This window comes from Pedobacter nototheniae (assembly GCF_004335085.1).
GTDB lineage: Bacteria > Bacteroidota > Bacteroidia > Sphingobacteriales > Sphingobacteriaceae > Pedobacter > Pedobacter nototheniae.
Genome location: NZ_RQRS01000037.1, coordinates 1 through 21,146, shown reverse-complemented (window position 1 = coordinate 21,146; position 21,146 = coordinate 1). Strand labels below are relative to the sequence as shown.

The 21,146-nt window shown below is 35.4% G+C and carries 19 protein-coding genes and 1 riboswitch; of the genes, 7 read left to right on the top strand and 12 right to left on the bottom strand.

From position 1 onward, the window contains the following. Window positions 1-26: 26 nt before the first annotated feature. Together EHC72_RS21860 and EHC72_RS21855 are read left to right on the top strand one after the other, a co-directional pair. Window positions 27-596, top strand: coding sequence for a YeeE/YedE family protein (locus EHC72_RS21860; RefSeq protein ID WP_131539847.1), 570 nt, complete (start codon window positions 27-29; stop codon window positions 594-596). Beyond that, window positions 596-1,015, top strand: coding sequence for a DUF6691 family protein (locus EHC72_RS21855; RefSeq protein ID WP_131539846.1), 420 nt, complete (start codon window positions 596-598; stop codon window positions 1,013-1,015). Before EHC72_RS21860 ends, EHC72_RS21855 begins: the two co-directional genes overlap by 1 nt. A gap of 238 nt (window positions 1,016-1,253) precedes the next feature. Here the strand turns inward: EHC72_RS21855 and EHC72_RS21850 are convergent, their stop codons facing one another. From EHC72_RS21850 to EHC72_RS21820, 7 genes are all read right to left on the bottom strand, one after another. Then, the gene (locus tag EHC72_RS21850; protein ID WP_131539845.1) at window positions 1,254-1,778 is read right to left on the bottom strand and encodes a hypothetical protein; all 525 of its coding nucleotides are present in this window, start codon (window positions 1,776-1,778) and stop codon (window positions 1,254-1,256) included. A 163-nt stretch (window positions 1,779-1,941) separates the two neighbouring features. Beyond that, window positions 1,942-3,393 (bottom strand): cardiolipin synthase, encoded by a 1,452-nt coding sequence (gene cls, locus EHC72_RS21845; protein ID WP_131539844.1) that lies wholly within the window; start codon window positions 3,391-3,393, stop codon window positions 1,942-1,944. A gap of 89 nt (window positions 3,394-3,482) precedes the next feature. Beyond that, complete coding sequence (locus tag EHC72_RS21840) at window positions 3,483-4,253, bottom strand: copper homeostasis protein CutC (RefSeq protein ID WP_131539843.1); 771 nt, start codon at window positions 4,251-4,253, stop codon at window positions 3,483-3,485. 9 nt (window positions 4,254-4,262) lie between these two features. Continuing rightward, entirely contained in the window at window positions 4,263-5,141 is an 879-nt protein-coding gene (locus tag EHC72_RS21835) for a YegJ family protein (RefSeq protein WP_131539842.1), read from the bottom strand. A 39-nt stretch (window positions 5,142-5,180) separates the two neighbouring features. Beyond that, window positions 5,181-6,215 carry a N(4)-(beta-N-acetylglucosaminyl)-L-asparaginase gene (locus EHC72_RS21830; protein ID WP_131539841.1) on the bottom strand — a complete coding sequence of 345 codons (1,035 nt, stop codon included), beginning with the start codon at window positions 6,213-6,215 and terminating at the stop codon, window positions 5,181-5,183. A 41-nt stretch (window positions 6,216-6,256) separates the two neighbouring features. Next, window positions 6,257-7,060, bottom strand: coding sequence for a nitrilase family protein (locus EHC72_RS21825; protein WP_170311745.1), 804 nt, complete (start codon window positions 7,058-7,060; stop codon window positions 6,257-6,259). A 21-nt stretch (window positions 7,061-7,081) separates the two neighbouring features. Continuing rightward, window positions 7,082-8,227, bottom strand: coding sequence for a methionine aminotransferase (locus EHC72_RS21820; protein WP_211660351.1), 1,146 nt, complete (start codon window positions 8,225-8,227; stop codon window positions 7,082-7,084). A 239-nt stretch (window positions 8,228-8,466) separates the two neighbouring features. Here EHC72_RS21820 and EHC72_RS21815 point away from each other — a divergent pair, with 239 nt between their 5' ends. Together EHC72_RS21815 and EHC72_RS21810 are read left to right on the top strand one after the other, a co-directional pair. Beyond that, window positions 8,467-9,999: a DUF2271 domain-containing protein gene (locus tag EHC72_RS21815; RefSeq protein ID WP_131539839.1), complete on the top strand. Its 1,533-nt coding sequence runs from the start codon at window positions 8,467-8,469 to the stop codon at window positions 9,997-9,999. Next, on the top strand, window positions 9,965-10,654 hold the full coding sequence (locus EHC72_RS21810) for a PepSY-associated TM helix domain-containing protein (RefSeq protein WP_211660350.1): 690 nt from the start codon (window positions 9,965-9,967) through the stop codon (window positions 10,652-10,654). Before EHC72_RS21815 ends, EHC72_RS21810 begins: the two co-directional genes overlap by 35 nt. A 738-nt stretch (window positions 10,655-11,392) precedes the next feature. On the opposite strand, the gene EHC72_RS21805 is transcribed toward EHC72_RS21810, so the two are convergent. Beyond that, complete coding sequence (locus EHC72_RS21805) at window positions 11,393-12,619, bottom strand: multidrug effflux MFS transporter (RefSeq protein WP_131539838.1); 1,227 nt, start codon at window positions 12,617-12,619, stop codon at window positions 11,393-11,395. Between the two features lie 168 nt (window positions 12,620-12,787). On the opposite strand from EHC72_RS21805, the gene EHC72_RS21800 reads away from it, so the two are divergent. Together EHC72_RS21800 and EHC72_RS21795 are read left to right on the top strand one after the other, a co-directional pair. After that, on the top strand, window positions 12,788-13,558 hold the full coding sequence (locus EHC72_RS21800) for a queuosine precursor transporter (protein WP_131539837.1): 771 nt from the start codon (window positions 12,788-12,790) through the stop codon (window positions 13,556-13,558). Window positions 13,559-13,587: 29 nt separating this feature from the next. Next, window positions 13,588-14,043, top strand: coding sequence for a lipocalin-like domain-containing protein (locus EHC72_RS21795; RefSeq protein ID WP_246029481.1), 456 nt, complete (start codon window positions 13,588-13,590; stop codon window positions 14,041-14,043). Between the two features lie 141 nt (window positions 14,044-14,184). Here EHC72_RS21795 and EHC72_RS21790 read toward each other — a convergent pair whose 3' ends face one another. From EHC72_RS21790 to EHC72_RS21780, 3 genes are read right to left on the bottom strand one after another with little or no spacing between them, the layout of a single operon-like run. Next, entirely contained in the window at window positions 14,185-15,423 is a 1,239-nt protein-coding gene (locus EHC72_RS21790) for a homoserine dehydrogenase (protein ID WP_131539836.1), read from the bottom strand. A 49-nt stretch (window positions 15,424-15,472) separates the two neighbouring features. Further along, entirely contained in the window at window positions 15,473-16,531 is a 1,059-nt protein-coding gene (locus EHC72_RS21785) for a homoserine O-acetyltransferase family protein (protein WP_131539835.1), read from the bottom strand. 40 nt (window positions 16,532-16,571) lie between these two features. Further along, entirely contained in the window at window positions 16,572-17,903 is a 1,332-nt protein-coding gene (locus tag EHC72_RS21780; protein ID WP_170311743.1) for an O-acetylhomoserine aminocarboxypropyltransferase/cysteine synthase family protein, read from the bottom strand. 293 nt (window positions 17,904-18,196) lie between these two features. Then, a riboswitch (SAM riboswitch) is annotated at window positions 18,197-18,307 on the bottom strand. A 217-nt stretch (window positions 18,308-18,524) separates the two neighbouring features. On the opposite strand from EHC72_RS21780, the gene EHC72_RS21775 reads away from it, so the two are divergent. Continuing rightward, a complete protein-coding gene (locus EHC72_RS21775; protein WP_131539833.1) occupies window positions 18,525-19,532 on the top strand; it encodes a hypothetical protein in 1,008 nt (335 codons plus the stop codon). Window positions 19,533-19,621: 89 nt separating this feature from the next. Here the strand turns inward: EHC72_RS21775 and EHC72_RS21770 are convergent, their stop codons facing one another. Continuing rightward, a complete protein-coding gene (locus EHC72_RS21770) occupies window positions 19,622-20,824 on the bottom strand; it encodes a DUF763 domain-containing protein (protein ID WP_131539832.1) in 1,203 nt (400 codons plus the stop codon). Between the last annotated feature and the right edge of the window lie 322 nt (window positions 20,825-21,146).

Below are 21,146 nucleotides of genomic sequence, written 5' to 3'. Positions count from 1 at the left end.
TAAAATTTTATAACGACATTTATCCAATGAATTTTATTGATTGGATAAAACAACCTTGGCCCTGGTACGTTGCAGGGCCATTAATTGGTTTCATTGTTCCTACTTTATTAGTTTTGGGGAATAAATCTTTTGGCATTTCTGCTAATTTAAGACATATCTGTGCGGCTTGTATTCCTGCAAATATTCCATTCTTTAACTACAATTGGAAAAAAGAAAGCTGGAATTTATTTTTCGTTTTAGGCATCTTATTGGGTGCTTTTTTAACTTCTACCTTCCTTACCAATCCAAATGACATAAAAGTTAACCCAAAATTGGTAAATGAGTTATCTCAATACGGTATTCATAATTTTTCAAATCTTGTGCCTTCAGAAATTATTAATTGGAGTAATTTACTTTCATTAAAAGGCTTTGTTTTAATTGTTTTTGGAGGTTTTTTAGTCGGTTTTGGTACTCGCTATGCTGGTGGTTGTACAAGTGGACATGCCATTATGGGCATTTCTAGCTTACAATGGCCTTCGTTAATCGCAACAATTTGTTTTATGGCTGGTGGCTTCTTTGCCGCAAATTTAGTTTTACCTTATATTCTTAAATTATAATGAAATTAGTTTCAAACTTAAAATATATGCTCGTGGGTATGGTATTCGGAATTGTGTTTGTAAAAGCCGAAATCATCAGCTGGTTTCGTATTCAAGAGATGTTTAGATTGCAATCATTTCATATGTATGGCGTAATCGGTAGCGCTATTCTTGTTGCAATGATTTCCATTTTGATCATAAAGCGGTTTAAAATTAAAACAATAAATGGAGAAGAAATCGTTATTCATCCCAAAAAATTTAATAAAGGTCAAATTTATGGTGGTTTAATTTTTGGAATGGGCTGGGCGATTACCGGAGCTTGCCCAGGACCACTGTTTGCTCAAATTGGTACAGGTGCAACTGTTGTAATTATTACTTTATTAAGTGCGGTTGCTGGAACCTGGATTTACGGAAAGTTTAAAGATTTTTTCCCTCAGTAAACTAAAGAAATTATTTAAAAACGTCTAAAATATTCGTTAATTCACCATTACTTGCCAGTTCATATAAGCAAGCCGTTAGGTTAAAGGTGAAGTGGATAAATACACCATACCAAATTGTTTTTTGTTTTAATCTGATAAATCCGAATACAATAGCAAAGGGTAGCTTTTATAACGTATTAGCCTTTAAGCTAAAATATTCGGCTATTTAGCCACTTTTAGCTTAAAGGCAGGATTTAAATTAGTATTTATAAGCTATTCCCTTTTTAATATTTTGAGAACCACCCAATCTGTTGGATGAAGAACCAACTGTACTTTTATCATCCATTAAGAGAATAAAAGGACAACCAATTTTTGCTGCTTCCATTTTCAATTTTTTTTCTGCTTTTTTATCTCCTGAATTTCCTGTGTGATAATTTATCAGACCCGTTTTTCCTCTAACATCTTCTACTTTCTTTAATCCAGTAGCAGAAGCTTTATCTTCTAAAATAACAACTTTTTCCCAATCATTTTCAGTTGAAACTTCAATTTTATCAGTTACGTTTTCTACCCGTCCGCTTTTACCGTAAACAATTTTTTCAATGGCGTACTTACCTAATACGTTCTCTGAATCTTCACCATCATATTTAAAAATAATAGTGTACTCGTCTACTTTTACTACTTTTCCTTTAACAGATTCTCCGTTATGCTTGGTAATAACGTCTACTTGCGCCTGGGCGAAAAGTGTTCCACAAATAAGAGCGGCAATAAGAATGATTTTTTTCATTTTTTTTTAAAATATTATGTTTGATTTGAGCCAAAAATAGTTAAAAAAAACTGGCATTAAATATTTTAAAATGTTTAAAATGATGGTTTTAGAATAAGTTGTTCTTTCTGAAATGTTAAATTACTCTTATAAAATAGACGATTTTACTTATTGTAAGTATAAACTAGAGTAGAGGAGATACCAGTCGGGCAGCTTTTTCCAGTAATTGTCTTACCATCGGGCGATTTTCCCATTCATCCCGATCAATTTTTTTAGCATTGGTAATATCATTATAAAAGGCGTTACTCAACTCAATTGCTATTTCATGATCGTAAATAATGGCATTAACCTCAAAATTTAAGTCGAAACTTCTATAATCCATATTGGCGGTACCTACCATAGCAATTTCGCCATCAGCAACCATTGTTTTGGCGTGTACAAATCCCTTTTGATAGAGGTATATTTCTACATCAACCTTTAAAAGTTCATCATAATATGATTTAGCGGCTGCATTAACCAATTTCGAATCAGATTGATCTGGAACGAGTAATTTAATAGAAACACCACCCAAAGCAGCTACCGTGAGTGCATCTATAATACTTTCTCCTGGAATAAAATAGGGTGTAGTAATGAGTATTTCCTTTTTCGCATTGCTTATTACTTCTAATAACGAAAATAAAATCGAAGGAAAATTTGAATCTGGACCACTTGCGGCAATTTGAACAATTTTATTTCCACTAGAATTGATGTGATGTCTCGGGAAAAAAAGATTATTGGGCTGTAATTTCTCTTCTGCACAAAAATTCCAGTCGCACAAAAAAAGATATTGGAGATAATAAAGGCCAGGCCCTTGTAAACGGAGGTGTGTATCTCTCCAGAAAAGCGATTTACTTTCCGTTTTATTTACATATTTATCACTAACATTAATACCGCCAACAAAGCCCGTAACGCCATCAATAATAATGATTTTGCGGTGGTTACGATAATTAAGTTGATTAGCCAATGCAATAAATGTAATTTTAGAAAATGCAAAAGCTTCGATTCCAGCATCCCGAAGGCGCTGTACCATCTTTTTTCGAATAGATCGACTGCCAAAATCGTCATAAATAAACCTGATTTTAACGCCTTCTTTAGCTTTTTCAATTAAAATACTTTCAATAGATTGACCAACTTCGTCATCTTCAAAAATATAATACTCGATGTGGATATGATGCTTGGCTTCCTTTAGAGATTTTAATACCTCAGGAAATTTATTTTCACCGTTAAATAATAGTTGAACTGCGTTATGCCCAGTTAACGGACTTCTAGTATCTTTAAGTAAAAGATGAGATAGCCTTTGATAAACCTGCACGCTTTCAGGGCTGTTATCAAAAGTAGTTTGAGAGTATTGATCAATTTCTAAGGCAATTTTTTCGGCAAGATCTTCGTTTTGCAATAACTTTTTAGAAAACATTTTTCTCTTCCGATAATTTATTCCAACAGAAAAGTAGATAATCATGCCCAATAACGGAATAAAAATAATGAGCAGGAGATAGGCAAGTGTTTTTGTGTTACTTCGCGTATCAATTATAACTCTTAAACAAACGAGCACGACTACTATTGCATATACAATTTCTGACAAAAGTAACCAGTTCATATTTTTGGATTAAGGTTTCTGTATGATATTAATAAATGGGAAGTAACACTTAAAAGTATAAAAATTTTTAAGCCATTTTGAAAATTAGATTAGGCATTTAACAGATTCACAAGTTTTTTTACTTTATCAACCGAGGTTAGTTCATATTTATATTCATCATCAACAATACCCATTTTACTATTTGTATTTTGGTATTCCATTTTGCTAGGCACAAATTCTTTTAAGGTGCCATGAAAGTTATGAGCGCCTGTTTTGGTTTTTAATTCGACGATATTATCTTCATTAACGCCTGCACCCGGCATAATTTCTATTCTACCGTTGGCTTGTTTAATTAATTTGGCTAAGGTTTCTGCACCTAAAAGAGCAGATGATGCACCGCCTGATGAAAGCACGCGAACAATGCCTAACTCTATTAAATCTTCCAGTGCTTTTTCTTTATCATTACTCATATCAAAAGCCCTGTGAAACGCAACTGGCATAGGTTTAGCAAGCTCTATAACTTCGAGGGTACGTTTTTTATCTATACTACCATCACTATTTAATATTCCTGTAACTATTCCATCACAATTTAATGATTTACAGATTTTTATATCTTCCTTCATCAACTCAAACTCTAAGTCTGAATATAAAAAATCTCCACCTCTTGGTCTTATAATTGGCCATATTTCTATCGTAAGATTTCGCTTCGATAGTGCAATTTGAGCGTAACTTGGTGTTGTTCCACCTTCGGCTAAGTTATCACATAATTCTACCCGATTAGCGCCACCATTTTGAGCTGCAAGCGCAGAAGCATAAGAATTGCCGCAAATTTCTAAAACATTGATTCGTAAATCTTCAGTAATAGATTTTGAATTATTCATAGTAAGTAATTAATGATCGGTAGCAACTGGACCTAAAACTTTCCAGCCTGTAGTTGATTTGTAAGTATTTAATTTTTGAATAGATTTTCCCCCATCCGGGAACCAGCAAACTTCAGTGATAATCCAATGGTTTTCATCTACTTTTTCTCTTTCTATAAAAGCATTTTGAAGATTTGAAAAGTCAGGGAAACCGTGTTCTTCCAAGTTATTGATAAAAGATAGGTTTAAAACTTCGGCGGTACTTGCAACAATTTCATCATTAGTATCCATATTTAAACCTGTTAACATTGATTTTGCTTCCTCATAAAAGTCTTTGCAAGCTAAAGCAGCATCAATATTTTTTTCGTTATAAGCTTTTTCTAAACTTAGAATAGCACCTTCTGGTGTATCAAAAGTGGCTTTAAAATGATCCACACCCTCATCTATATATAAGTTTATACTTTTATCAAATGCAGGGCGCTCATGCACAGGTACACCATCTCTTATTGCTCTAATGGTATATCCGCCAATTAATCGTCCGCTCTCAATTGTCATCCAATCGGAGATCAAATTACGATCTATTCCGATTTTTTGTTCAAACTTTACCGTTGTAACATTTACCGGTTCGTTTCCTACGGTTCCAAATAAATTCCCTTCATCATCAAAATGAGGGTCAGTAAGCCAAATGTGTTCGCTGTTATCGTGGTCTACAATTTTTACTTTAACCGAGAAATAAACTTGTTGTGGTTTAGGATTTTTAAGACTTTCTTCGAAGTACCAAAGGGTTAAGTTTGCTTTTTCAATTGCCCAGTTCATGCGTTCATCCTCATTGGGAATGTAAACCATATCTGGCTCATCTTTACGTTCTTCTACGTTTTTCTTTCCGAAAAATTTTGATAATAGGCCCATGTTTTTCTTATAGGTTTATTAGGGAGTATTCAGTTAGTACTAGTAGTAGCTTTTACCTTTAATAAGCAAATCCTGTTTTTCGGCATTACAGACTGCATAGCTAAAACCTTGTTGAATGGCATAGGCTCCGTACTCACCTTTTTTATTAATGGCTAAAAAACCTACCTGAATATTTTTAGCTGTTTCGGGTTTCTTTTTGATAATTCTTAAAACAGCTTCTTTACAAGCTGCTTCAGGGCTATAACCTTGTCGCATTAACTCCACAACTAGAAACGAACCCACATTTCTAACCACTTCTTCGCCAACACCAGTTGATGTTGCGCCTCCAATTTCATTATCTACATATAAACCAGCCCCAATAATTGGACTATCACCAATACGGCCATGTAATTTATAAGCCATGCCACTCGTGGTACAAGCGCCTGATATATTGCCTTTTGCATCTATAGCCAACATCCCTATAGTATCGTGATTGTATTGATTACCGGGTAGCTTTTGAGGGGCCGCTTTTTCGTAAAGCTTATTCTCAATATTCATTACAGGTGCATATTTGGCAGTTTTTAACCATTCTTTCCAAGCCTTTTCGCTGGCAGGGGTTAATAAATTTTCTTTTTTAAATCCTTGTTCTAAGGCAAATTGAAGTGCACCATCGCCTGCAAGCATAACGTGGGGTGTTTTTTCCATCACTTTACGGGCAACTGAAATTGGGTGTTTTATATGTTCAAGGGCTAAAACTGCGCCACAATTGCCTAATTCATCCATAATGCAGGCATCTAAAGTTACGTGCCCATCTCTATCTGGCAAACCTCCATAACCAACAGATTGATTTTTTTCGTCTGCTTCAGGTACCCAAACACCTTGCTCTACTGCATCAAGTGCACGCCCACCAGCTGCTAAAACTTTCCAGGCATCAGCGTTTGCGGCAATTCCGAAATCCCAGGTAGAAATAACAATAGGCAGGTTTTTTCCTGTTGCCTTTTTTGCTGGAATTGCATTGGCGATACTGGTTTTATCAAGGGCTAATAATCCGGCCGAAAGGGCAGATGCTTTAATGAATTTACGTCTATTAAACATTTAAATTTCAGTTGTTTGGTTATGGTTTGTTATAGTTTTAATTAATCAATATGGAAATGATCGGCATCCTTTAAAAAGGGAAATTGTCTACGAATTTTAACAATCTCTTCATAAGTAATGGTAATGGTGTACATATCTTCATCCTCAGGTTTATAATAAACGGTGTTTCCGTAAGGATCAATACACATGGAGTGACCACCGTGGTATACCTGGTTGCCATCATGGCCTACACGGTTTACGCCAATTACATAACTTTGGTTTTCTATAGCTCTTGCCGGTATCAATGCTTTCCAATGGGATGAACGTTTATCGGGCCAACTGGCAACGAGCAATAAGATATCATACTCTGCATCTTTATTTCTAAGCCAAACTGGGAAACGTAGATCATAGCAAACTGCTAATCGTATTTTCCAGCCTTTTAATTCTACAATTAATTTATCTTTTCCTGGTGTATAGTGTTTGTCTTCATCGCCCATGCTAAATAGATGCCTTTTATCGTAATGTTGATATTCGCCATTGGCAAGCATCCAGATCATACGGTTGTAGTAATTGCCATTTTCTTTTATAATAAGACTTCCAGTTACTACACATTCATATTTTTGTGCCATTTGCAGCATCCACTGCATGGTTTTGCCACCCATTTCTTCTGCAAGCGTTTCTGATTGCATACTGAAACCTGTATTAAACATTTCGGGGAGGATAATTAAATCGGTTTTCTCTCTAACCCCCATTGATAACCTAAGACTTAGATTCTGGAGATTTTTGTCTGTATTTTCCCAAAACAGGTAAGCCTGAAAAACAGTAACCTTCAGGTTTTCTATCTTGGTATAAATTGGTGATTCCATATGTTTATTGGTTTGGGAGGTTTAAACATTTCTTAATTTTTCTGCTGCCGAAGCAAGTGTTGAGTTCTCTTTTGCAAAGCAGAAACGGATAATCTTATGGTCGGTTGATCTTTGATAAAATGCTGAAACAGGAATTGTTGCAATTCCAAATTCTTTAATTAATCTTATGCTAAAATCGGTATCCTTTTCATCACTAATATCGCTATAACTAGCGCATTGAAAGTATGATCCATTACATGGCAATAGCTTAAAGCGGCTTTCAGCGAGTAGTGATCTAAAATAATCTCTTTTCTGCTGAAAAAAACTAGCAATACCCATATAATTATCAGGTTTGTTAATGTAATTAGCTATGGCGTGCTGCATTGGATTATTAACGCTAAAAACATTGAATTGGTGTACTTTTCTAAATTCGGCCGTTAGTTTAGCAGGAGCAAGGCAATACCCAATTTTCCACCCGGTAGCGTGTAAAAGCTTACCAAATGAGGCAACAATAAAACTTCTTTCTCTTAATTCTGGATAAAGCATAACACTTTGGTGTTTTTGTTCATCGTAAATTAAATGCTCGTACACCTCATCGCTTAAAATTAAAATATCGGTACTGCTGGTTAATTTAATTAGTGCCTCAATATCATCTTTTGATAAAATACTGCCTGTAGGATTGTGTGGCGAATTTAGAATAATCATTCGGGTATTTACTGTAAACAGTTTTTTTACCATTTCCCAATCAATACCATAGTTGGGTGGAGCAAGTTCATAGCTTTTAACCAAGCCGCCAAAGAGTTTTACCGTTGGAGCGTAACAATCGTATGCCGGCTCAAAAATAATAACTTCATCGCCAGGATTTATTACTGCTGCCAGAGCCGTAAAAATTGCCTGTGTTCCACCTGCGGTTACTGTAATTTCTGTTTCTGGATTGTATTTTATCTTGTAAAGGTTCTCTACTTTTTTAGCAATGCTTTCACGCAGGGCAGGTAAACCCGGCATTGGTGCATACTGATTATATCCACTTTTTAGTGCGCTGGTAACCAGTTTGGTAAGCTCTGGGTCGCATGCGTAATCTGGAAATCCTTGAGAGAGGTTTATTGCATTATATTCTGATGCGAGCTTGGACATTACCGTAAAAATAGTAGTGCCTACACCCGGTAGTTTTGATTGTATATTCATAATGATTATTAGCGAAAATAGGAAAAAGAATATTAAGGTAAAAGGTTTAATGAGGTATAGTTAAGCTTTAAAGCTCAAAATCAATCTACTATAACCTGTTTATATTAATAATTATTGTAGCAAATACCCTTTAAGAAAAACGCGATATGAAAGCCTGATTGTATTATTTCAAATATAATTTGTTGTTATCTATAATTAATCCAAATAAAGCTTTTTCTTTGCAGAAGAATCAATCAAAATTTATGAAAATAAAACACCTTGCTGCCATTGGCTTAATGGTTATTACGGCCTCGGCATTTGTAAATCCTAAAAAGGTTTTACGAACATTTGTTTCCAATTATGAAAATGTTCTGGGCACATCTTTAGAGTTTAAATTTAAGGCTGCTAATCAAGCTGATGCTGATTTGGCTGAAGCAAATGCCTTAAATGAAATAGATCGCTTAGATCATGTTTTAAGTGCCTATAAACCTACAAGTGAATTTAACCAGTGGATTAAAAATGGTAGACAAACAACCAAAATCTCGCCTGAGTTATTTGAAGTTTTACAACAGTTTGAAAGCTATAAAGGCTTAACTAATGGCGCTTTAGATGCATCGGCAGAGGTTGTTGGACAAGTTTGGAAAAAGGCAGAGATAGAAAATCATTTGCCATCGGCAGATGCTTTACAAGCCGCAGTAAATACTGTTAAACAAAAACATTATATTCTTGATGAAAAGAATTTAACGGTAACCCGTTTGGATAATGCTCCATTAGCATTAAATTCTTTCGCTAAAAGTTATATCATTAATAAAGCTGCAGACAAGGCAATTCATACTTCGGGTATTGAAAGTGTTGTGGTTAATATTGGTGGTGATATGGTTGTTAAAGGCAACAGCACTGAAAACATTGAAATCGCTAATCCTAAAGCTGATGCCGAAAATGAAGCTGCTTTAACAACAATTAAAGTATCTAATATGGCTGTTGCAACGAGTGGAAATTACCGCAGAGGATTTAATGTAAATGGAAAATGGTATTCTCATATTGTTGATCCACGTACAGGAAACCCGGTTACTGAAATTATTAGTGCCACTGTAATTGCGCCTAATGCAAGTGAGGCAGGGGCCTTAGCTACTTCTTTTAATGTATTAAGCGTTGCCGAAATTGAAAAGTTAACTGCATCAAGAAAAGATGTAGAATATTTATTAGTGACCAAACAAGGAGCAGAAATTAAAAGTAAAGGCTGGTCTAATTATGAAGTTGCTGTAGCAAAACCATCTGTTACTACTACTTTTAACAATAAAGCAGATAAGCTTTGGAATACTAAATATGAATTGATTGTTAACCTTGAAATTGCCAATATAGAAGCAACTGATGGAAAACGTGTTCGTCGTCCTTTTGTGGCAGTTTGGGTAGAAGATGAGGCAAAAACCCCTGTTCGTAACTTAGCTATTTGGTATAACAAACCTCGTTGGTTGCCTGATTTAAAATCATGGACTCGTGTAAATGGCGATGAATTTAAAAAAGGAGCTGAAGGTAAATTAAGTTCAACAAGTAGCGCAACCCGCGGACCTGGTAAATATAGTTTGGCTTGGGATGGTAAGGATGATAGCGGAAACTTAGTTAAAGCCGGAACTTATACCGTATTTATTGAGGTTGCCCGCGAACATGGTACGTACCAGGTAATTTCTCAAACGATGAAATTTACAGGTTCAGCAAAGAAAATTGAATTAACCCCGAATACAGAATTAGCATCAGCATCACTTGACTACAGAAAAATCGCAACCACTAAAAAGTAATGTAATTGCTGCTCCGGCAGGTTTAGGTCGGAAACAAACAAAAAAAGAACCAGCAAAGGGAAAGGCAAAAAAAAGACTAGCGGGTTTATCTCGCTGGTTACATATTTACCTTTCGATGGTAAGCTTTACCATTTTATTGTTTTTCGCAGTATCTGGTTTAACTTTAAATCATGCGGATTGGTTTACTTCTGGTAAGGAAGTGGTTGCCAAAGATTCTGGCGCTGTTAGCCTTAAATGGGTAAATATGCCCGATACAAGCGAAATTAATAAGCTTCAACTGGTTGAATATTTTAGAAACAAACACCAGGTTAAAGGTTCTTTGAGTGATTTTAGAATGGATGACCGTGAACTGAGTTTAACCTTTAATGGCCCTGGATATTTAGCTGATGCTTTTATTGATCGCGAAAGTGGAAAATATGAGTTATCGGTAACTAGAATGGGTGCTGTAGCAGTTATTAATGATTTGCATAAAGGCCGCGACTCTGGCAAAGCTTGGTCGTGGATAATCGACATTTCTGCTGTACTAATGACTTTGGTTTCCATATCTGGCATAATTCTGATCTGCTTTATTAAGAAGAAAAGATTAAGTGGGTTTATTATTGCAGCTGTTGGTACAATAGCATGTTACTTAATTTATAAGCTATTTGTACCTTAAATAATTTTGAGATTACGAAACAAAAAGCCTCCTGATGCAAATAGGGAGGCTTTTTTTTTTGGTAAATTTTGCCGTTATTTTAGCTTTAGCTAAGGTTAGTGGCGAATTATTCTTTTGGAAACCATTGTCAGTAGCTTTTAATTAATACAGTCCCGCCCTTTGCCGCTACAGCAAGCATCTCGCTTGTGGTAGTCAGGCCATAGTTACTAATACCCAGGCTTTAGCATACGGACACAAGCGAGACGCTTGCGGCAGCGAGGAAGAAAGAAATTTATTAAATCAAGGGCACAAACATTGTATCTAAACCTGATTAAAACGGCATCCCGATTTTTTCTATCGGGATACAGTGTAAAAGCAGGACTTCAACTGCCATGCACACCATAGCGTTCATTTCCAAATTCTAATCCGTAACAATAATAGCCCAGCTACATAGCAATAATACTAACCGCAGGAGCAAGAATACTAAACGCAGGAGCAATAATACTAACCGCAGGAGCAAGAATACTAACCGCAGGAACAAGAACACTACTCGCAGGATCAATAATACTAACCGCAGGAACAAGAACACTACTCGCAGGAGCAATAATACTAACCGCAGGAGCAAGAATACTAAATGCAGGAGCAATAATACTAACCGCAGGAACAAGAACACTACTCGCAGGAACAAGAATACTATCCGCAGGAGCGAGAATACTATCCGCAGGAGCGAGAATACTCAGCTATTAGTAGCTATTACTTTTAATGCCCAACCACCGCCGCATCCGCAGATGCTTCAACTTCATGTTTAATAAATCTTCTGCCAATTAGAAGACATAACATTGCTATAAAAGCTGCAGCCGTCATTACAATTGGCATTGGTAATACAGAATGCTCACTAAATAAACTCACCATTACGGATGCAAAGGCACCTAAACCCATTTGAAAAGCGCCCATTAATGCTGATGCACTTCCTGCATTTTTACTAAATGGTGCTAATGATAAGGCAGCAGCATTTGGATTAATTAAGCCAAGGCAACATAGAAATAATGCAATAAAAATGATTGTGGTATATAAATCGAGCCAGTTGTTTAAGGCAAAAATCAAAAAGACTAAGCTAAATATACATTGCGCTAATAAAGCCCATTGAACAATTTTTTTACTGCTGAACCATTTTAATATCAGGCTGTTAATTTGGCTTGATCCTATAAAGAAAACAGAAAGTATTGCGAAAATCCATCCATAACCTGTTTTTGTAACGTGGTATATTTTCATAAACACGGTAGGCGAAGCCGAAACATAAGCAAATAAACCGGCAAAAGTAATGGAACTAATTAATGCATAAGTATAGAACTGTGGATCTTTTAAAACCAATAAAAAATTATTTATAATTGGTTTCGGTTTTAAAGAATAGGTAGGGTCAGGTTTATAACTTTCAGGAAGCTTAAAAATAGAAGCTAAAAGCATGAGTACAGCCATAAACCCTAAAAATACAAACACATATTTCCAGCCCAAAGCTGCAATTAAATATCCGCCCGCTGTTGGAGCAAGCATAGGAGATACCGCGATAACCAACATTAACGAAGCAAAAACCTTTGGGCTTTCTTCTACTGAAAACAAATCACGCACCATAGCTACAGAAGCCACCGCAGTTGCGCAGCTTCCAATTGCTTGCACAAATCTCAATACAATAAGTTGATCTATATTGGTTACTGCTAAACAACCTAATGACGCAAGTATATAAAGAACCAAGCCAAAATATAAAGGTTTTTTGCGACCGTATTTGTCTAATAAAGGCCCGTAAAGCAATTGACCAACCGAAATACCGATGAAAAAGCTCGATAAGGAGAGTGAAACAGCAGATTCTGTTGTGTGTAAATCTTTGGCAATATCAATAAAGCCAGGCAAATACATATCAATAGAAAAAGGCCCCAGGGCTGCTAACGAACCTAATATTAAAATAAGATAAAAGTGTTGTTTCTTAGCCATGAGATCACTGTTTTTTCTGAGCCGCAAAGATTGTGAGATTTAATTTCTTAAACATCTATTTATAGTCTGCATTATGTAAAAATTGAGGTTTTTATCCCTTTGTTAATTCATTTAAAAAAATATAAACACCGTGGTTATTTCCCCAATTTTTTAATAGTTTTATAAACTATGACTTTTAAAACAAAAGAAAGCCGTCTATTACTCGTTCTTGGGAGTTTTTTCGTTGCTAATGCAATATTATCAGAGTTTATTGGTGTAAAATTATTTAGTGTTGAAGGAACACTTGGCATTAAGCCTTTTGATATTAATTTACTTGGCGTTCCACATCTTTCTTTTCATATGTCGGCTGGCGTATTAACCTGGCCAATTATTTTTATTATGACCGATATTATTAACGAATATTTCGGTGTAAAACAAGTTCGTTTTCTATCAATACTAACTTCAATATTAATTGCCTTTGCATTTTTTGTAGTTTGGGCAGCAATGCATTTGCAGCCTTCGGATTTTTGGGTTAACCAGCAAATAAATGGACAGAATTTAAATATGAACAATGCCTTCGCTGGTATATTTGGACAGGGCATGTGGATTATTGTTGGCTCTATTACGGCTTTTATGATTGGGCAGTTGGCTGATGTTTTAATCTTTCATAAAATCAAGAAAATAACCGGCGAAAGAGCGCTTTGGTTACGCGCTACAGGTTCAACTTTAATATCTCAATTGATTGATAGTTTTGTGGTTATATTTATTGCTTTCTATTTAAACCCACAATATCATTACAGCTGGCAAATGGTAGGCGCAATAGGTTTGGTTGGTTATACCTACAAATTTGTTGTAGCTATTTTAATGACCCCCATTTTGTATGTTGTACATGGAATAATTGATGGTTATTTAGGAAAGGATTTGGCCCATAAACTGATTAAAATGGCTGGTAGAGGTTAAATAATATTTCGAAACATCCCTAAAAATATATGAAACTAAAATTATTAACGCTTGCTTCCTTAACGCTTTTGATGGCTTGTAAAAACAAAAATGAAAAAGGCAATGATGGTAAACTATCAATTCAAGGTACGTGGCAACTTGTATCTGGTACAGTTGTTGAAAATGGAACCAGTAAAACGACGGATTATACAAAGGATTCCAAAATGATTAAAATTATTAACGAAACTCATTTTGCCTTTTTAAAACATAGTGCCGATCCAAAAGATACCGCAGGATTTGATGGTGGAGGCGGTAGTTATGAGCTTAATGGTAGCCAATACACGGAACATTTAGATTATTACAAAGACAAAAACTGGGAGGGTAAAACCTTTAAATTCGAAGTAACTTTAAAAGGAGATTCTTTAATCCAAAAAGGAGAAGAAAAGGTAGAAGCTGCAGGCGTAAATAGAGTAATTATTGAAAGATATATTAAGGCAAAACCTTAAAGTAGCAAAGCAGGTCGGAATCGCTCCGACCTTTATGCTTAACAACAAAACAAATAAAAAAAATTAACCTTAAAAAACTCAATGAGTTTCTTATCAAAAATTGTGTGCGTTATAGCTCTTCGCACACAATTAGTACTATTATTATAAAACAGCTTCTTCGTAAACCTGCGTTACAATTTTTTCTTCCTTATAAATCTGTCTGCCAGTGTAGGCAATAAACACATCAGAATCTAAAAGTAAATCACGATTTTTAATTAAGTGCTGTAATTTAACCGTTCCAATTACATATTTGAAATTACTAGCAGCGTAACGTTCGCTAATGTTATCAAACTCTAATAAATTAATTAAATCCTCATCAGCGTAGCGTAAATACACTTCTAAAAGGATATTATCGGTATGTTTAACACCGTTTTCCTGGTGATATTTTTTGTACTCATAGCGATAATCATAACGCAAGGCTGCGATATCAGATAATACAGCAGCACCAGTTGGGTGACCGCCGGCACCTTTTCCGAAGAAAAATTGTTTATCTGCAAATGCCGCTTGTACAGTTACTGCATTGTATTCGTTTTCTACATTGTAAAGAAAGTCGTCCTTAGCAACCAGTTTCGGCAAAACGTAAGTAACAATTTGCTTTGTATCTACTTTACGGGCAGTTGGTACCAATTTAATTTTAAAGTTTTTCTCTCTGGCGTATTTAATGTCATTATCAGAAAGATTTTGGATACCAATATTTAAAATATCGTCAGGATTTACAAATAAGCCGTAAGCATGTGCGGTTGCAATAGCCAGTTTATATTTAGGATCGTAACCACCTACATCTAAAATGGGGTCAGTTTCTGCAAAGCCTAAATCCTGTGCTTCCTTTAAAGCAGAATCATAACTTTGATTATCATTAAATATTTTAGATAAAATATAATTAGATGATCCATTGAAAATACCACTTAAAGCATGGAAAAGCTCATTATCATAATATTCTTCTAAATTTCTTATAATCGGAATACTACCACAAACAGCACCTTCATAAAGTAGGGAAGTACCATGTTCTTTTTGTAAATCAACAAGCTCTTTTAAGTGTGTAGCAATCATTTTTTTATTAGCTGATACTACATTTTTACCATTTTTAAGTGCTGTAGTTACAATTTCATAGGCTGCATCCGCATCATTAATTAATTCTACAATCGTATTAATTTCTTTATTGTTTAAAATTTCATCCCGATTGGTGGTGAATAAATCTTTATTTAAGCTGCGTTTTTTCTTAGGATCTTTTATCGCGATTTTAATAATTTCTAAGTTTAAGCTTTGGCTTTGGATAATATCCAATAAACCTTGTCCTACAACTCCGAAACCAAATAATCCAATTTTTAAATTCTTACTCATTATTATATAGATGTTCTTGTATTATTCAATTGTTTAGCTCCAAACTGAATTAAGCAGTTTGCTGTAATTTTATAATCTTTTTGTTTTTGTGCTCTTTAATAAAATTGCCGATCACGTTAGTTAAGGCGTCCGTTTCAATTAAAAAGCCATCATGACCATAGTCTGAATGCAATGCAGAAAAGTTTGCCCCTGGAATATGATCCGCCAAATATTTTTGTTCAGAAATGGGAAATAAGAAATCGTTTTCAATTCCAATAACTAAAGTATTGGCTTTAATTTGCTTCAAAGCATCAGTTATGCTCTTTCTATTTCGGCCTACATTATGACTGTCCATCGCTTTAGTTAAGTAATAATAACTATAAGCATTAAAGCGGTTTATCAATTTTTCTCCTTGATAATTTTGATAAGAAGATGCACGATAATTATCCACTTTATCATTTACACTTTCTACCTGAGTGTTGCCATAAGCGTTGTAGGTACGATAACTTAAAAGTGCAATACTTCGAGCTGTTTTTAAACCTTTACTACCTCCGTTAGGCTGGTTTGCATAAAAGGTACGATCAGTTGTAATTGCTAAACGTTGACTTTCATTAAAAGCAATTCCCCATGGAGAGTGCACAGCATTAGTGGCAATTAAAACAAGGTTTTCAATTTTTGAAGGCTCTAAAATGCTCCACTCAACGGCTTGCTGCCCGCCTAATGAACCACCAATTAAAGTGTTAATATGATCAATACCTAAATGTGAAGCCAAAAGTTGGTGCGCAGCAACTAAGTCTCTAATTGTGAACTGCGGGAAGGACAAATAATAGGGTAAGCCATTTACGGGGTTTGTACTTAGCGGACTAGTACTGCCATAATGCGAGCCTAAAACGTTAGCGCAAACGATGTAATGATCTGTAGGGTTAAATAAAGCATTTTGCCCGAATAAACCTTCCCACCATTCAAAAACATCAGCATTTGCGGTTAAGGCATGGCAAACCCATATTACATTATCTTTGTTAGCATTTAACTTACCATAAGTTTGATAAGCAATTTGCAGATTACGTATTTTCTTTCCGTTTTCTAATTTAAACTGTTTGGGATGTTTATATATAGATTCTGAACTCATTTCTAAATTTGTAATGTTGTTGTTGTGTTGAAATATTTACTTAGGCTTCCAGGATTTCGGCTTTAACAGCTGCATTTACTGTAGCAAAAGCTTGCTCAAAATCTGCCTTAATATCATCAATATGCTCAATACCGACCGATACACGTAAGGCATTTGGTTTTACACCTGCAGCTAATTGTTCTGCATCACTTAATTGTTGGTGTGTGGTTGCAGATGGTTGAATAATTAGCGTTTTAGCATCGCCAACATTCGCCAAATGTGAAACAAGTTTCAAACTATCAATCACTTGAGTGGCGTTTTCTTTACTTCCATGCAATTCGAATGATAAAACTGCTCCAAAGCCATTACTTAAATATTTTTTAGCCAAGTCATTATATTTACTACTTGCTAAACCTGGATAAGAAACTTCTTTCACCGCTGGGTGATTTTCTAACCAGGTAGCTAACTCTAGGGCATTATCAACATGGCGTTGTACACGAAGTGATAAAGTTTCTAAACCTTGTAATAATAAGAATGAATTAAAAGGGGATAAGGCAGGGCCTAAATCTCTAAGTCCTTCTACGCGAGCACGAATGATAAATTGAATGTTACCAAAAGGACCACCAATGCCAAAAACATCATTAAAAACTAATCCATGATAGCCCTCGGAAGGTTGGCTAAACTGCGGGAATTTTCCATTGCCCCAGTTATAATTTCCACCATCAACAATAACACCGCCAATACTTGTACCGTGCCCACCAATCCATTTGGTGGCAGATTCTACAACGATGTTTGCGCCATGCTCTAGCGGTTTAAATAAATAACCACCAGCACCAAAGGTATTATCAACAATTAATGGAAGATCATATTTTTTAGCAATTACAGCTATTTTTTCAAAATCAGGAATGCTGAAAGATGGGTTGCCAATGGTTTCTAAATAAATGGCTTTAGTTTTATCGGTTATTTTAGCTTCAAAATCCTCTGGTTGATCTGGATTAGCGAAATCTACATGAATACCTAAACGTTTAAAAGCAACTTTAAATTGGTTATAAGTGCCTCCATATACATGAGATGAAGAAATTAAGCTGTCGCCAGCTTCTAAAATATTGTGTAAGGCAATAAATTGTGCTGCCTGACCAGACGCTACTGCTAAAGCAGCAACACCACCCTCTAAAGCTGCTATTCTTTTTTCAAAAACATCTGTTGTAGGGTTCATTAAACGGGTGTAAATATTACCAAACTCTTTTAATGCAAATAAATTAGCACCGTGCTCTGCGTTTTTAAAACCATAGGAAGTAGTTTGGTAAATAGGTACAGCTCTTGATCCCGTTGTTGGATCTATTTCCTGACCTGCGTGTAATTGTAAAGTTTCAAATTTATATGAAGTTGACATAATAATAAAAGCTTAAGTTTTGTAACTGAATGATTAAATGTTGTTTAAGGCTTAACCAAATAAAATTTTGAATTTGATATAGCCCATTCATGCGTACCCTCTTTGCAGAAGGCCTTCCAGTTTGACAGAAATACAAAAGGGAAGATTTTTTTAATTACCGTATGCAACAGCACATACAGGCAATAAATTGCATGCGGCAACAAATAGAAGAAGAAGCATAAATATTGCCTGCCTTCTTAAGGGGTAAACCGGGTTCGCTAAGCGATTGAAGATTTAATGTTTTCATCAGTTCCAATTTATATTTCCAAATAACACCATGTTATCCGGTCAGGAATTGGCACCTTCTCTTTCTGAGGGTTGCCAGTGGGTCAAAGAGCCTGTCTCTCGCCACTTCTTTATAAATCAACCTGTGTTACGGATTGACTTTTATTTAGCTTTTCGCCAAATAATATTTCCAAATGTCTGAATTATTTTTCAATGAGCAAAATTAAATTCTGAAATTTAATTAAACAACTGAAAATCAATGATCTATTTTTAATTCAGATTTTAGAAAACCATTATTTGATATGAAATTAACACTAAAACTCTATGTTTGTGTTATATCTATCTAATCAATTAACTATGAAAAAACTAAAAACCTCTTCTTTAATTCTTTTTTGTTCCTTAATTATTTGCGGACAAAGCTATGCCCAATTTGGGGGATTAAAGGATAAATTATTAAAAGCTGGTGCTGCTCAAGGTGCAAAGGCGCTTGGGATAGATAAATTTTTAAAACAACCTGCAGCAATAACAACGTCATTTGAAGATGTAAATCGTGACGGTTCTAAAATGCCAGATTTTATGGCTAATGAAAAGGCGCAACCTCTATATTTGTTGCCCAAAGCGCCAAATGGTGGTTTTATACTTTGTGCAGGTTTATATGAAATGACCAACAAAAGTTATTGCCTTAAAGCTGGAACGTATGCACCATCAAAGGGCGATGGGTATATGTATGCTCCAGTTTTGGGTTCAAAAGAAGAAATTGTAATCTCGATATTGAAAAGTGCGGAAAAACATCCAGAAGTAGAGCAGCATGATATTCAAGCTTTATTATGGACAATTATCGCTAGAACAAAATTTGCCGATTATTCTGGTACAATTAAATTAACGGCTATAAAATTATTAACGCCAACACAACTTACACAATTAGAAGGCGGTGCGCTGGGCGTTTTACCTTTTGATGTAATGCAAAAAGCTAAAGATCAGTTACCACAAGGTATACAAGCAGTTTTTGAAGCAGAAAATAACATCCGCCAACTCGTTTCATCAGGTAATTATACATATGCCGAGTTAGAAAGTTATGCGATTGTTGCAGGCATGGCTACACCAAGAAACGATGTTCCGGCTGGAATATGGACGCTACATCCTGATGGTTATTATATCCGATATATTCCTTCTGGTTATTCAATTACCAAAGTGCAGGTTTATGTACCAAAGGAATTAATTGCAAAAGGAGAGAAGGTAATTTATGATGCGGCAGGAGATATTGCTTGTCCTGCAAATACAGGTTCACAGCGTTTGGCACAAACTAATGAACCTTTAAATCCCGATTATAAATTGAAATTAACTACAATCTGTTCTCCAAAATAAAGTAAGAAACTAATAGATAACAAAAAAGCCCTTTATTTGAAGGGCTTTTTTTTATCTAAAAAGATGTTATCTGTTTAAGCGGAATAGAATTAGAATAATTTTAATTGATCGTTTTTTGGTTGTTTTTCTTTTCCAAATACGGTTCTTCCACCATATTTCCAGCTTTCATTTCGCTCTTTTTCAATTACCTTATCGAAATCCAGATTTGGTATAAAATCTTTTTCTGCGTTTCTAGCGATTTGATGGAGCGATTTTATAGCCTGTTGTTTATCTGTAAAGCCAATCTTAGCATTTTCTACGGCTTTGGATAGAATGCTAATTGTTTCATCATAAACTTTTGTCGGTACAGGAAAAGGGTGTCCGTCCTTTCCACCATGTGCAAAAGAATAACGTGCGGGATCACTAAAACGAGATGGTGTACCATAGATAACTTCGCTCACCAAAGCCATTGATTGTAATGTTCTGGGCCCCATACCTTCAAGCAATAATAATTCCTCAAAATCCGCAGGCTTTTTTTCTTGTGCAAGCCAAAGAATACTACCTAAACGTTTTAAATCTACGTCTTTTGCTTGTACATCATGATGATTTGGTAACACCAACTTTTGTATTTCTGCAAGCATTCTCACCGGAGATTCATCCGTCATATTCATTAAGCTTTCACGCGTTTTTACGGCATCGTTAGCGGTTAGGTTTAAAATTTTCCCTTGGTTAATGCCACATATTCCTGTGTGTGGTTCTTCAATAAATGATTTTAAATTTTCCGAGTGCCAATGATAGCGCCTTGCAGTTGAGCTATTATTACTCATGCCTTGCTGTACCACCGTCCAATCGCCTTCGCTACTTAAAATAAAACTGTGTAAATACAATTGAAAACCATCTTGAATGGCAGTATTGTCTACTTTAGCGCTTAATTTACTAGATCGGACTAGTTCAATACCATTTAAGCCTGTCTTTTCTGCAATTTTAAGAAGTTCATTAGGGGTTTCGCGACTGTATTTGCCTTTGCCACCACAAATATAAATACCCAGCTCTTTTGATAGTGGGTTAATTGCCTTTTTTAGTGCTCCCATTACGGACGTGGTGATACCCGATGAATGCCAATCCATACCCATAACTGCGCCTAAACTTTGAAACCAAAATGGATTACTTAGGCGGCGCAATACTTCACTTTTTCCATATTCTACTAAAATGGCTTCGGTAATGGCTAAACCCAATTTTGCCATGCGTTGTGCCAGCCAAGGTGGTACATGCCCATAATGTAAAGGTAAATCTGCGCTTCCTGATCTTTTCAATGCTAACAAATTTAGTAAAATTTATTTAAAAGTTCGATGAAATAATTACCCTTAGTAGGGATTTTTTTTGTGGAAAGCAGTTTCTGTGGTTTTCATTAAGCTCGTTCCTGCTAACGTTTCAAGTCCTCGCTGCGCTCCGGGCTTTTCACTCATATCAGGTTTAATAATCGAAGGCAGTACCTTTAATAACAAACGTTGTATCTAAACCCGTATTCTATGGTTAATGCAAACAAAAAGTTAATTATTTTTTGAGAAGCATTACTTTAGAATTATTTATGCTGCTAGGTTTGATATGTAGGGTGTTCCTCTTTTTACTGCAGCA